Here is a 12,409-nt window from a genome sequence, read left to right as displayed (position 1 = left end):
AATCTAAAAAGCGCGATCGCCAAGGCTTGAGGTATAAATATAAACAGAATTATTGTTATTTTACAGAATACAAGTCTTTTATACCGACTAGCATCTAACCTGAGAATAATCTGTTTTATGCTACGGAAGGGTCATCATCGGATTTAAGTTCTCTTAACAGTTGTTCGAGCCGATAAGCTTGATCGCGGCGATTTTGGGATCTAAAGATACTCAAAGCTTTTTCTAGCGATGCTAAAGCTTCATCGCGTCTCCCTTGTTGCCAAAATGCTTGTCCTAAATGCGTTAAAGCTTCACCATATTCAGGATTGATTTCTAGTGCTTTTTGATACTCAGTTATCGCTTCTTGCCATCGACCTTGACGCGCCCGAACCATGCCGATCGCATTATAAGCTAGGGCATACCGCGAATTGTGTTCAATTGCTTGTTGATAGGCAGCGATCGCTTCTTCGGCTTTTTCTTGACGAAACAGTACATTTCCTAGTTTGTAGTGCGCGACAGCATACTTTGGATATCTTTCAATTAATTTACGTAGAATTTCCTCAGCTTCGGTAAATTTTTCCTGGCTGGATAAAGCATCAGCAGCTTGAATGAATCGAGTTCGCTCTTCATCTCGGTTTTCGCCCATCTGCGCTAGCTGAAATTCTGGCTGAGTTGGCAATGCGGTTTGGCGTGTCATTATGTTGCTGTGATTGTGATTTGTTGTGGGCGTTTTAGCCAGCACCGGCGGAAATGGACTCATAGCTGTTAAATAACCGAGTGCTAAGTACCCAAAAGGTTTAATCCATGCAACTACTTTGAACTTATGGTTCATCGCATTTAATGCCTGAAGCGTTATCTTTTCATTTTAGATTTCTACCAATAATTTTAGAGCTTGTGCAATCAACTGAAGCGCGATCGCGATTGATATTGCTTGATGTCATGATTAATGATAGGATCTACGAGATTTGAGTAAGTCAGCCTAATCTAGTAATTTCTTTCAAAGTAGTCATTTTAATCGGTTAGAAGAAAGCTAGAGCGGAGGAACCGAATTGTGGGGCGTATCTCTTGAGCCTTAATTATCCTATTCAGCCCGAAAATTAAGGTAGAAAGTAGAAGGACATCTCTCAGTCCTAGCCCGTCAGCTAACTTCGTAGGCATCGAGAGGAGACTGAAGAGTAAGCATTGTCACAATGTCTTGTATCTCATTCAGTGTCTGAGGCTCGTACTGCTCAGTTTTTTTGTACCTGCTTTTGACATAAGGTTATCTAAACGCATGAATATCAAGCCAATGCTCGCGCGTCTACAAAGCGCAATGGGTACAAATGCCATAGAAAGAATGATGTTGCTACCACCAGCATCGCATCGTCAAAATGCGATCGCTGCATCTGTTAACCTCGTTGTTGGTTATAACAGTTCTCCCCACAGTCAGACAGCTTTGGATTTGACGCTGTGGATTGCGCATCAAACTCGCTTAGCGACTCAAAAGCAAGTGACTGTTCATGTAGTCTATGTTGCCGAAGAACACGCTCAGCGGCATCATTGTCCAACTTCTCCTGTATTCGATATCAGCGGATTTTACAACGAGAAGCCTTTGCAGCAATCAGCCCAAATAGCATTTCAATCGGTAGCAAGTTCATCACCTTGGGAAATAGCAATACAGCCGCGCATTACATCTCCCGATTTATTTGAACAAGCTGACCTGATTTTATGGCAAGCAAAAAGCCTTGCAGCAGAATGGCGGGGTTCGCTTGTGACTCATCTACGATTTGGTGACATTGCTCAAGAACTTAGAGCCGTTGTCGAGTCAGAAGATGCAGCTTTACTATTTTTAGGCTGCAACTCGGCAAATCACCCGATTGTTCAGCAACTTGGTACTGATTTTCCGTGCGCTGTTCTAGGTATGGACTTTGCCACAGGAAAAACACTTGCTTGCGTTCACTAAATAATTCAGTCTATATACGGTAAGCGCCTCTACTACTAGTAATAGAGGCGCTTACTTGCACAAAAATCAGGCTGTTTGTACCTGATCTTTGTTTGTTGTAGCAATTATTTTACTTGAGCCGGAACTTTCATTTCAGCCTCAGGCTTAGAACCATCTGCTTTTAAAGATTCGCCTTCGATAAAGGAGCGTAACATCCATGCCATTTCTTCATGCTGCTCCATTAAACCAGTAAGAAAGTCAGATGTACCTTCATCATGAAATTCTTCAGAACACTGATCGACGTGATCGCGTAGATTGCGGATAATTTGCTCGTGGTCGTCTACTAGCTGAGCAACCATTTCAGTTGCTAGCGGAATATTGTCTTCTTGCTCTTTGATAGTAGAATTTTCTAGAAAACCTTTTGCGGTACCGACAGGAAAACCACCTAATGCACGCACACGCTCAGCAATTGCATCAATATTTTCGGTTAAAGCAGTGTACTGTTCTTCCCAAATCTCGTGGAGTGAGCGAAATTGTGGTCCGATAACATCCCAATGAAACTTTTTAGTTTTGATGAGAACTAAATACGCGTCAGATAAGTCGCGGTTGAGTAATTCAACTACACCTGCGCGTTGTTCGTCAGATAAACCAATATTGATTTTACGCATAATTCCTTGTTTTACTCTTCTTGTTCGTCCATACATAGTGGAACAAATCTCAGCAGAGAAGAACATCAGCCAAAGGGGAGATTGTTTCAAGCACTCGACAGAGCGACAGGACTTACTTGCGCGCGCTTAAGTAACTTGTCACCATGACAGTATCCTGTGTAGCGCACCGTAACGCGATCGCCTGGCTGTGCAGTACCTTCTAAGAGTTGATGCAGTCGTGGATCGTATGGTAATTCGGCTCCGACAGGTGCGATCGCTTCGACTCCCCATTGTTGCAATAACTGTTCTACCGGTCGCACTAAAGGTAATAACCGCACAGCGGGTAATTGTGGATTTTCTTGCGCTTTTTGCGCTGCTGTTGGCCATTGTACTAGCCATGACTCAAGCTGTTGTAAACTTGACTGCTGAAACTCCTGCCATAAGTTTTCGCGCTGCTGTTCAAGTAACTGCTGCAATCTTTGGTACTCTTGTTTTAATGTATCTGGCTGCTGTAGCGTTGCCTGAGTACTTGCACCAGAAAAAGTATTTACTAACTCATCTAATGATACTTGTAGCACTTGCGAAAGCTTCAGCAGAGTTGCCACACGCATTTGCCCAACTTCGCCACGACGTAACTTGCGAATCTGTTGCGGCGAAACTTTCGCTGCATCAGCCAACGCTTTGAAACTCGATAAGCCTACCTGCTGCATTTGTGCTTGTAACGCAGCGGTAAGCTGATCGGAAGTTAATTCTGGATTCCTACTTGAGGATTTGTCTTGTGCGTTCATAGCTTAATTGTCGCAACAATAAAGCTATATCAAAAAACACGGATGAGAAAACAACCTTAATCTTTACAACAAATCATTTCGCGCAAAGATCTCCTCAAAGTCCCCCACAAGTGGGGGATTAAGGGGGCGAAATCACCTTAACTACAATCTAAGCTCAGACCTCTGAACCTTCTTACTGCTCTAACAAGCTGCGAAGCATCCAAGCATTCTTTTCGTGAACCTGCATCCGCTGCGTTAAAAGATCCGCCGTCGGCTCGTCGTTAACGCGCTCAACAACAGGGAAAATCGAACGTGCGGTGCGGACGACTGCTTCTTGACCTTCTACTAATAGCCGAATCATGTCTTCAGCTTTGGGAACACCCTTCGTCTCTGGAATCGAGCTTAGTTCGGCAAATTCGCTATAAGTTCCAGGTGCTGGATAGCCTAATGCGCGAATTCTTTCAGCAATTTCATCTACCGCAGTTGCTAACTCGGTGTATTCTTCTTCAAATAGTACGTGCAATGTTTGGAACATTGGACCTGTGACGTTCCAATGAAAATTATGCGTTTTGAGATAAAGTGAGTAGCTGTCTGCAAGTAAACGTGAAAGCCCTTGCGCAATTTCTTGGCGGTCTTCTTCGTTAATGCCGATGTTTACTGGCATGACTTTGCTTTGAGTTTGCATACAATTCTCCTGAATGAATATTTTTAGGCTAAGTGCATTTTTAGTACAGCACGAGGGGCTTTACGGACTCTAGCTAAAACCGTCTCTTTCCCCAACCGCTGACACGCTTCGTAGCGGTGACACCCTGAAAAACCATAGTACTGCCCATCAACTTCGAGGACATCAATCGGTTCTTGTTGTCCAATTTCTCGAATTGATTCCATTAAAGCAGCTACCTTGTTCGGATCGTTCTCGCGTGGCAGTGGACGTTTGATTTGATTGAGCGGAATTTCTTGTACCTTCACCATCAGCCTTGCTACCTCCTCATTGCCTATATATAAATCATACTCGTTATGACTTTAAGTTGCAAGTTTTTTTGAAAAATACTCAAAAAGGAACTAAAATAAGCCTCCACAGTCCTCGGAAATAAAGCTATTCTGAGAAAAATTACGCTACTAAAATGACCATGCGAGGAAGCAGTGATGGAGACGCACATACAGAAAAATGCAAAGCACGCGAAAGTTGAGGATGCCTGCTGTGTCAACTTATCAAATCGTCAACTTGCATTCGGTTGTGTTTCCTACAATTCGCACGTGTTAGCTTTTCTCGCGTTGTGGAAGCGAAATCAAAGTGAAGTACGCGCGCGCGTCTCTTTATGCGTGACAACGGTTGTTGTTTTGTGCGGTACAGCAACTGGGGCTATAGCAACACCAGCATCTGAGCCAGAACTCAAAATTGGCGTCGTACAAAGATTTGGTGCTAAACCGACTGATGTTTTGAGTTTACAAGCAACTGCGGGCGATCGCTTGACAATTCAAGCCAAATCACAAGAAAAGGAAAAAACGCTACAAGCAACCAACGTCAAGCTAGAAACCGTCATGCAACCGCTGCCTAAAGCAACTTTAGCCGAGCGAGTCGTGCTGAGTACGCACCGGAGTTTTGAAACGGCGGAACATAATGCTAGACAATGGCGACAAATGGGTATTGAAGTCGAAATTGCGCAACCAGAACGGTGGCAAGTTTGGGCGAAGCGCGATGTTTACAATTCACCGCTGCTGCGACGTTTCTTATTGTTGAGTTTACAGGTGAAGGGCAACAAAAATGCTTACCTCGATACTCAAGTATTGCAACAAGTACCGCAAGTCAATTTAGTCGTTGATGGTCAGCGCTACACCTATCAAGAAATCGACATTACAACGAACAAAAACTTAATTCAAGTCAGCGAGGGCAAACAGCGCGATTTGCGGCTGTATGCAGGTAAAATGCGGCTACAACCAAATGCTTATGGTACTTATACATTAGTCAACGAAGTTCCGCTAGAGACTTATCTGCGGGGTGTTGTCCCGCACGAAATTGGAGCGAATGTGCCTTACTCGGCGGTAGAAGCGCAGGCAATTATTGCACGGACGTATGCCTTGCGCAACTTACGTCGGTTTACGATTGATAACTACGAACTGTGTGCAGATACGCAGTGTCAAGTTTACAGAGGTTTAAGTGGTACGGTTCCGCTAGCCGATCGCGCGATCGCCTCTACAAAAGGAAAAGTCCTAACGTATAACAATCAACTTGTAGATGCGTTGTATTCTTCAACTACAGGCGGCGTTACGGCGGCGTTTAGCGATGTTTGGCAGGGAACAGATCGTCCTTACCTACAACCTGTTGTCGATGCGGCTGGTAGTGTTTGGAACTTGGCGGGACAAAGCTTAGCCGAAGAAAAGAATTTTCAGCGCTTTATTGGTTTACAGCAAGGATTTAACGAAGCTGGCTGGAGTATGTTTCGTTGGCGCAAAGAAAGCAGCTTAGTCCAGATTACGCAAGATTTGCAGCGCTTTTTCAAGGCAAATAATAGCCCCTGGGCAAATTTGAAACGGATCTATCAGATGCAAGTCACTGAGCGATCGCCTAGCGGACGCATTCTGAAACTCGCAGTACAAACGGATATAGGAACAGTTGTTTTAGAAAAAGATGAAGTGCGTAGCGCGTTTACTGCACCGCGCAGTACGCTATTTTATCTGCAACCACTCAATAAAGGCACAAACTCACTGTGGGGTTACGCTTTTGTGGGTGGCGGATTTGGACACGGCGTCGGTTTAAGTCAAACCGGTTCGCAGCGTTTAGCAAGGTTAGGTTGGTCAAGTGCGCGCATTTTGAATTTTTATTATCCTGGCACGCAAATTGAAACTTTGAGCGATCGCATCACCTTCTACTCGGATGAAGCTTTTTCAGCAGCTAACAAAACAAAATAAATAAAGCAGGAACGTTTGGCGATTTAATCTCGTTCCTGCTTTACAAATCTGCTACATTGATCAACTGATCGGCATTACATCGATTAGTAGAGGTCTTCCTCTTTATGGGTTTCGATGGTGCAATCAGAAGTGGGGTAAGCTACACAGGTTAAGACATAGCCTGCTTCGATTTGGTCATCGTCTAAGAAAGACTGGTCAGATTGATCGATTGAACCTGACACCAGTTTACCTGCACAGGTTGAGCAAGCACCCGCACGGCAAGAATAAGGTAGGTCTAACCCTGCTTCTTCAGCAGCGTCTAGAATATATGTATCATCGTCAACTTCAATCGTTTGATTCAGTCCTTCAGAGTCATTGATTAAAGTGACCTTGTAAGTTGCCATTCAACAGTCCTCTCTATTTGCAACGGCAGTATAAGATAAACTAAAGCAAACTTGGGGCTTTGCTTATCCGCAAAGTCCGGTATATTTGTGTTCACTTCATCTCTGATACTACGAGAAAAACCATAGCTTGTAACCCCCCATTCCCCCCGATTTTGCAGGCGATTAGTAATGAAATTTAGTTATTTAATCCTAATTAGTTATTCTTATGAAACAGGTGAGTGGTTAATGACGAGTGGCTAGTGGTTAGAGAATAGTGAAGGGGAAGAACTAAGATGCGTGGGTTTGGTTATTCTGAAGAGCGTTTGGTACGTGTAGGGATTGTTGGTACTGGGTATGCGGCGAAATTGAGGGCGGAAACGTTTCAGAAAGATGCGCGATCGCAAGTCGTTGCCATTGTTGGTAATACACCAGAAAAAACGCAAGAGTTTGCTCAAACCTATCAAGCCGAGGCGTTAACGTCTTGGGTGGACTTAGTACAAGCTGACGTAGATTTAGTTGTTATATCAAATGTTAATAAAGAACACGGTGCGATCGCAACAGCAGCATTACAAAATAATAAACACGTCGTTGTCGAATATCCGCTAGCGCTCGATGTCACTGAAGCTGAAAATATTGTTACCTTGGCGCGCGATCGAGATAAAATGCTCCACGTCGAGCACATCGAACTACTCGGTGGCTTACACCAAGCGCTAAAGCAGAATTTACCGACGATTGGTGAAGTTTTTTATGCCCGCTACGCGACAGTGACACCTCAACATCCTGCGCCACACAAGTGGACGTATCACAAAGACTTATTTGGTTTTCCCCTTATTGCAGCACTTTCGCGCTTACATCGCCTGACAGATTTATTTGGTGAAGTCGCATCAGTTCGTTGTCAAAATCGTTATTGGGGTGAAGGTGAGTTTTATCAAGCTTGTTTGTGTACGGCTCAACTTCAGTTTACGAGTGGTGTCATTGCGGATGTAACCTATGGTAAAGGTGAAACACTGTGGCAAGACGAACGCAAGTTTGAAATTCATGGTGAGAAAGGCGGATTAGTTTTTGATGGTGATGCGGGTAAGTTGGTACAAGCAGAACAAACAACACCGATTGAATTAGGTTCGCGTCGTGGTTTATTTGCCAAAGATACTGAGATGGTGTTAAATCACGTGCTGACAGGTACTGATATGTACGTAACTCCAACGGCGAGTTTGTACGCATTGAAAGTAGCAGATGCAGCAAGGCGATCGGCACTAACAGGGGAAACAGTAGTTCTTTAAGTGAGTAAAACTATTTTCTACATCGATTTACTGAGGCGATCGCTTCGATCGTATCCAACGCTAATTTTTGCTAGTTTATGAGAACATTTTTTATTAAGTAGCGAAGTTAATAACTCTTCTAATGAAAATGCTAACTGCGGCAGAATACGATTATCTGTGGGAAGCAGGATTAAAGCAGGATGAAAACTTCTCAGACATCAAAGGATTTGATGAGATGGGAAGATGCCTGACCTATTGGACGGATAATCGTTACAGAGGAGTAGAGCTTCAGCAGGGATTAAGTTTATATCTGAGCGATGCAGTATTTAATCAAGATATTGCCTCTAAGCATGAACATGATGCGTCAGAAATGCTGACATCAAAATTTTATCTTTCAGGATTGCACAGGGTTGTATCTCCTCCTGGAATTGAAGGTGTAGAAACTGATTATGTCGAACAAGGAGGGCAAAACTATCTATTCTATTTACCAAATATAGAAGAAGTTGAACAAGGATTTGCAGGCGATCGCCTCCAGCGTGTTCGCATTGAAGTCGATCTCAACTTTTTGAGAGTGTTCGTAACACAGTTAGACTTCATCCCCAAAATTCTACATCCTCTGGTTGATCGCGGTGCTGCACCACGATTTCATCACACAGTAGGTTCAATTACTCCGGCAATGGGCATAGTGATTCAGCAAATGTGGCACACGCCTTATCAAGGAATGATCGGACGAATCTTCTTAGAAGCTAAAACACTAGAATTACTCGCGCTGCAACTATCACAACTCATTGAAAGCCAAAATCACCAACCAAGTATAAACCTCCACCCCGCAGATATTGACCGCATTCATCAAGCGCGGCATATTTTGCAGCAGAATGCGGCTAACCCACCATCAGTAATGGGCTTGGCGCAACAAGTTGGATTAGAGCATATGAAATTGAAGCGGGGGTTTCGTCAAATATTTGGTACAACTCCCTTTGGCTACTTACGAGACTATCGCATGGAACAAGCCCGACTTTTATTATTAGATGGCAAACTTAGTGTTGCAGCCGTAGCAAATGCGATCGGCTATTCTCATGTCGGTCATTTTTCTAGTGCTTTCCAGCAAAAATTTGGCATTACACCTGGAGAATGTCGGCGACAAAAAACTCCTTTCTACAGACCGAAGTCTGAGGCTATGTAAACGAAGTGTACGCGGCAGCACACTCAAAAATCAGGTTTTGCGGGGGTTAGATATGCATTACTTGTAGTCCATCTCCGCGGATAGGGTTTATCTAGCAACGCCTAAAGCGATCGCATTCTCTTCTTGGGATCGAAATTTCTCCTGTACGGACTAGACTTATTTATTTGCAATTGCTTAATCTCTTTTAAAAAGATAGTTGCTAGATTTTCGCAATGAGATGCGGCAGCGGGTGGAGAGTGAAAGGATGCGCTGGGTTAATCGACTTAGTTCTGTGGGGTGTGGAGTTGCAATCGTCGCTTCGGTGAGTCTACCTGTTTGGGCTAAGGAGACTAAATTGGGACAAGTGACGTCCATAGCAATAGCAAGTGACTGTGTGAAAGTTCTTAGTCAACCCCCCTGTAAGAATGTCAAGTCTTTTACAAAAAATGTTACACAACTGCTCGCTCAAACATCACTGCCTAATGCTCAAATTCCGGTACAGGTTACAGGGGTAAAGCTAAACAATACTGCTGCTGGAGTTGAGGTCATTTTAGAAACACCGCAGGGAGAACGGCTTCAGCCTGTCATAACGCAGCAGGATAATACGCTCATCGCGGACATCCCTAACGCAGTGTTAGTGCTACCTGAAAGCAGCGAATTTAGAGCAGATAATCCAGTAGCAGGCATTACCGCGATCACAGTCACGAATCAGGATGCAAGTACAATCCAAGTCACAGTCACGGGAGAATTTGGCGTACCAGTAGTAGAGTTATTCGATAGTGATACGGGCTTGATATTTGGCGTAACGCCAGAACAAACAGCTACGAATGATGAACAGATTGAAATTGTCGTCACAGGCGAACAAGAAGCAGGGTACAGTGTGCCAAATGCTTCAACCGCAACGCGAACCGATACACCACTACGAGATATTCCCTTTTCGGTTCAGGTACTTCCTGAGCAAGTCTTGCAGGATCAACAGTCACGCAGCGTCACCGATGCGATCCGCAATGTTCCAGGAACCGTTATTGTGAACCCTCCTCAGTTTGTCTCCGAAGAGTTTTTTATCATTCGCGGTTTTGAAGGTGACACAACCATAAATGGATTACGAGATACCACAATTGGTACAACCGGCTCGGCTTTAGCAAATATTGAACAAATTGAAGTTCTCCGAGGTCCCGCAGGCGCACTATTTGGCGCAGGAGCACCAGGCGGAACGGTTAATATTGTAACCAAACGTCCTCAAAGTCGTCCTTTTTACAAGATTGAAGGCAGCGTCGGTAGCTTTGATACTTATGAAGGCGCGATTGATTTAACAGGTTCACTCACCTCTGATGCAACGTTGCTGTATCGCCTGACAGCATCCGCCTCGCAATTGGGAAACGAGGGTGTCGCCCCAGCATCGGAACGATATTTTGTTGCACCTGCGCTGACTTGGTTAATCGGCGATCGCACATCTGTGACGTTTGCAGGCGAGTATTTCTCTGGCTGGAGTCCTGATGGTTTTGGGCTACCCGCCAATGGCACGATTTTTGAGAATCCAAAGGGAGATATTCCACGCGATCGCTACCTTGGCGAACCGTCGTTTGACCAAAACGATCGTCAAGTCTGGCGCGGCGGTTACGAGTTTGAACATCGTTTCAGCGCTAACTGGCAGTTGCGTCATGCTTTTCGTGCCTCGTTGCAACAGTTCGAAGAAGACGTTGTTTCTGGAGTAGAACTTTTAGAAGACAATCGCACCTTAATTAGAAGCGCCAGTTTCAACGATGCTTATCGCAATGTTTATTTACTAGACACAAATATTGTTGGTAACTTTGAGACAGGCAGTATTGCGCATCAGTTATTGTTCGGATTTGATTTATCCACCGATTTTTTTGAAGTTAATTTTGGCGATGTAGATATCGCGCCAATAGATTTATTTAATCCAGTTTATGGCGCTCAGACAATTGGTGAAATTCAGGGTGGAAACCCACCATATTCCCAAATGATTGATCGCTTGGGACTATGAGGTAGATAGCGGTATCTGGATTGCTGGAGAGACTCCAGTGGCTGCCAATCTGCTACTTGACGATCTGTTTCGCTATTTGATTGATGAGTGGAAATCAAACAATAAAGGCTCAAAAGACTAAAGATGCTTAAGCTATTGTTATTAACAGTGACTACGATTTTTGATCGAGACGCAGGGCTTGCTCTAAAGCTAATTTTTGTTTCGCTCTTTGAGCATAAGGTTGTAATTTTGTTAAACTCCATCCTGTTAAAATACTCAAATCCTCAATACTGATTCCCTTAACTAACATCTCAACACACCAAGTTTGCTGTGCTTGTTCAATTGCTGGTTCTTTTCCTTCTGGTGTGAGTAATTTCTCTGTTATTACTTGCCAACGATCTTTTATTTCTTGCTCAGTAATTGGCATTCCGGCATCATTAAGAAACAAGGCAGAACAATCATCTTTGCGGCTTTTGAGCCATTGTGTCAGTGGATTGCGAGTATAGGAACCGTAGCGCTTACCCATAATCCATTGATTAACAGGAACTTGTCTGACTGAACCTTGATTAATTTGTAATAAGTGTTGATGAGGATCGCTGATTTGATGACTTCGCTCTAAATGAGTAATATCTATTGGAGATAAACCCGCTGCAAATAAAACATAAACGAGTGCATAATCGCGTAAACCCGATTTTTTAGCTTGTTGCAGAATTGCATGCACTAAATTTGCTGGTAGATCTGCCACATTTTCAGTTGAAGTAATTGCTTCTAAACTTGTAGATACTATGTTTTCTCCTAAAAATAGTTGAACCAAGTCATTCAAAAACGCTTCTCTGTCATGTTCTTCGTCAGATTCAGTTGCCAATTCAATAATCGCGTAGCCTAATAAAAAATAGTTAAGTAAGCTTGCAAGTTTTTCAACAGGTAATTGGCTGCGTAACTGTTCGCGTTGCATCACGGTTGCTAGATATTCGGCAACATCGTGACTGATTTGATTAATGTATTTGCCAATGATGCGGCGATTTTCTACTGGGTATTGCCGTGCTTCTCCTAAAATAGACAGCACTAATTCAGGAAATTGCGCGATCGCCGTTAAGCGATCGCCTGCGTACCATTTAATCGCTTCTGAAAGACTATGCGTTTGTTGGGCTTGTTTGCGCAATGTTTCCCCCAACTCTTGAAACACCGCTGACTCGGAAATAACTGCAAGCAGTAAACCATGCTTATTCCCAAAATGCCGAAATAGCGTCACCTCATTAACTTGGGCTAACTCAGCAACGGCTTTTGTTGTCGTGTCAATAACTCCCTGAGTCGCAAACAACTCAATCGCTGCATTAATCAATCGTTGTCGAGTCGAAGTATTTTGAGTGGGCATACGGGCTAGTGTCAATAAGCGGGAATACTGCATTAGTTATAAC

At 43.7% G+C, this 12,409-nt stretch carries 12 protein-coding genes and 1 riboswitch; of the genes, 5 read left to right on the top strand and 7 right to left on the bottom strand.

Annotated features, from left to right (window positions below; all coding sequences use genetic code 11):
* Positions 1 to 115: 115 nt before the first annotated feature.
* Complete coding sequence (locus GLO7428_RS01445) at positions 116 to 811, bottom strand: tetratricopeptide repeat protein (RefSeq protein ID WP_015186777.1); 696 nt, start codon at positions 809 to 811, stop codon at positions 116 to 118.
* A gap of 162 nt (positions 812 to 973) precedes the next feature.
* Positions 974 to 1,151, top strand: a riboswitch (cyclic di-AMP (ydaO/yuaA leader).
* Positions 1,152 to 1,252: 101 nt separating this feature from the next.
* Between GLO7428_RS01445 and GLO7428_RS01440 the strand changes: the two genes are divergently transcribed.
* Positions 1,253 to 1,921, top strand: a complete 669-nt coding sequence (locus GLO7428_RS01440; RefSeq protein WP_015186776.1) for a universal stress protein — start codon at positions 1,253 to 1,255, stop codon at positions 1,919 to 1,921.
* Between the two features lie 104 nt (positions 1,922 to 2,025).
* Here GLO7428_RS01440 and GLO7428_RS01435 read toward each other — a convergent pair whose 3' ends face one another.
* From GLO7428_RS01435 to GLO7428_RS01420, 4 genes are all read right to left on the bottom strand, one after another.
* A complete protein-coding gene (locus GLO7428_RS01435) occupies positions 2,026 to 2,568 on the bottom strand; it encodes a Dps family protein (protein ID WP_041918801.1) in 543 nt (180 codons plus the stop codon).
* Between the two features lie 86 nt (positions 2,569 to 2,654).
* The gene (locus GLO7428_RS01430; protein WP_015186774.1) at positions 2,655 to 3,335 is read right to left on the bottom strand and encodes a helix-turn-helix domain-containing protein; all 681 of its coding nucleotides are present in this window, start codon (positions 3,333 to 3,335) and stop codon (positions 2,655 to 2,657) included.
* Positions 3,336 to 3,507: 172 nt separating this feature from the next.
* Positions 3,508 to 3,978, bottom strand: coding sequence for a Dps family protein (locus GLO7428_RS01425; protein WP_369792522.1), 471 nt, complete (start codon positions 3,976 to 3,978; stop codon positions 3,508 to 3,510).
* Positions 3,979 to 4,022: 44 nt separating this feature from the next.
* Positions 4,023 to 4,286, bottom strand: coding sequence for a ParB N-terminal domain-containing protein (locus tag GLO7428_RS01420; protein ID WP_015186772.1), 264 nt, complete (start codon positions 4,284 to 4,286; stop codon positions 4,023 to 4,025).
* 174 nt (positions 4,287 to 4,460) lie between these two features.
* On the opposite strand from GLO7428_RS01420, the gene GLO7428_RS01415 reads away from it, so the two are divergent.
* Positions 4,461 to 6,224, top strand: coding sequence for a SpoIID/LytB domain-containing protein (locus GLO7428_RS01415; RefSeq protein WP_015186771.1), 1,764 nt, complete (start codon positions 4,461 to 4,463; stop codon positions 6,222 to 6,224).
* Between the two features lie 83 nt (positions 6,225 to 6,307).
* Here the strand turns inward: GLO7428_RS01415 and GLO7428_RS01410 are convergent, their stop codons facing one another.
* A complete protein-coding gene (locus tag GLO7428_RS01410; RefSeq protein ID WP_015186770.1) occupies positions 6,308 to 6,607 on the bottom strand; it encodes a ferredoxin in 300 nt (99 codons plus the stop codon).
* Between the two features lie 272 nt (positions 6,608 to 6,879).
* Here GLO7428_RS01410 and GLO7428_RS01405 point away from each other — a divergent pair, with 272 nt between their 5' ends.
* The 3 genes from GLO7428_RS01405 (at position 6,880) to GLO7428_RS01395 (ending at position 11,012) form a co-directional block, all read left to right on the top strand.
* Positions 6,880 to 7,866, top strand: a complete 987-nt coding sequence (locus GLO7428_RS01405; protein WP_015186769.1) for a Gfo/Idh/MocA family protein — start codon at positions 6,880 to 6,882, stop codon at positions 7,864 to 7,866.
* Positions 7,867 to 7,987: 121 nt separating this feature from the next.
* Positions 7,988 to 9,028, top strand: coding sequence for an AraC family transcriptional regulator (locus GLO7428_RS01400; RefSeq protein WP_015186768.1), 1,041 nt, complete (start codon positions 7,988 to 7,990; stop codon positions 9,026 to 9,028).
* Between the two features lie 244 nt (positions 9,029 to 9,272).
* On the top strand, positions 9,273 to 11,012 hold the full coding sequence (locus GLO7428_RS01395; protein ID WP_015186767.1) for a TonB-dependent receptor domain-containing protein: 1,740 nt from the start codon (positions 9,273 to 9,275) through the stop codon (positions 11,010 to 11,012).
* Positions 11,013 to 11,163: 151 nt separating this feature from the next.
* Here GLO7428_RS01395 and GLO7428_RS01390 read toward each other — a convergent pair whose 3' ends face one another.
* A complete protein-coding gene (locus GLO7428_RS01390) occupies positions 11,164 to 12,399 on the bottom strand; it encodes a TetR family transcriptional regulator (RefSeq protein ID WP_015186766.1) in 1,236 nt (411 codons plus the stop codon).
* Positions 12,400 to 12,409 lie beyond the last annotated feature (10 nt).

The organism is Gloeocapsa sp. PCC 7428 (genome assembly GCF_000317555.1).
GTDB lineage: Bacteria > Cyanobacteriota > Cyanobacteriia > Cyanobacteriales > Chroococcidiopsidaceae > Chroogloeocystis.
This window is presented reverse-complemented; position numbering and strand designations above follow the sequence as displayed.

Bases quoted from the DNA above. Each gene is read 5' to 3' on its own strand.
- GLO7428_RS01445 (WP_015186777.1), bottom strand. From the start codon at position 811: ATGAACCATAAGTTCAAAGTAGTTGCATGGATTAAACCTTTTGGGTAC.
- GLO7428_RS01440 (WP_015186776.1), top strand. From the start codon at position 1,253: ATGAATATCAAGCCAATGCTCGCGCGTCTACAAAGCGCAATGGGTACA.
- GLO7428_RS01435 (WP_041918801.1), bottom strand. From the start codon at position 2,568: ATGCGTAAAATCAATATTGGTTTATCTGACGAACAACGCGCAGGTGTA.
- GLO7428_RS01430 (WP_015186774.1), bottom strand. From the start codon at position 3,335: ATGAACGCACAAGACAAATCCTCAAGTAGGAATCCAGAATTAACTTCC.
- GLO7428_RS01425 (WP_369792522.1), bottom strand. From the start codon at position 3,978: ATGCCAGTAAACATCGGCATTAACGAAGAAGACCGCCAAGAAATTGCG.
- GLO7428_RS01420 (WP_015186772.1), bottom strand. From the start codon at position 4,286: ATGGTGAAGGTACAAGAAATTCCGCTCAATCAAATCAAACGTCCACTG.
- GLO7428_RS01415 (WP_015186771.1), top strand. From the start codon at position 4,461: ATGGAGACGCACATACAGAAAAATGCAAAGCACGCGAAAGTTGAGGAT.
- GLO7428_RS01410 (WP_015186770.1), bottom strand. From the start codon at position 6,607: ATGGCAACTTACAAGGTCACTTTAATCAATGACTCTGAAGGACTGAAT.
- GLO7428_RS01405 (WP_015186769.1), top strand. From the start codon at position 6,880: ATGCGTGGGTTTGGTTATTCTGAAGAGCGTTTGGTACGTGTAGGGATT.
- GLO7428_RS01400 (WP_015186768.1), top strand. From the start codon at position 7,988: ATGAAAATGCTAACTGCGGCAGAATACGATTATCTGTGGGAAGCAGGA.
- GLO7428_RS01395 (WP_015186767.1), top strand. From the start codon at position 9,273: ATGCGCTGGGTTAATCGACTTAGTTCTGTGGGGTGTGGAGTTGCAATC.
- GLO7428_RS01390 (WP_015186766.1), bottom strand. From the start codon at position 12,399: ATGCAGTATTCCCGCTTATTGACACTAGCCCGTATGCCCACTCAAAAT.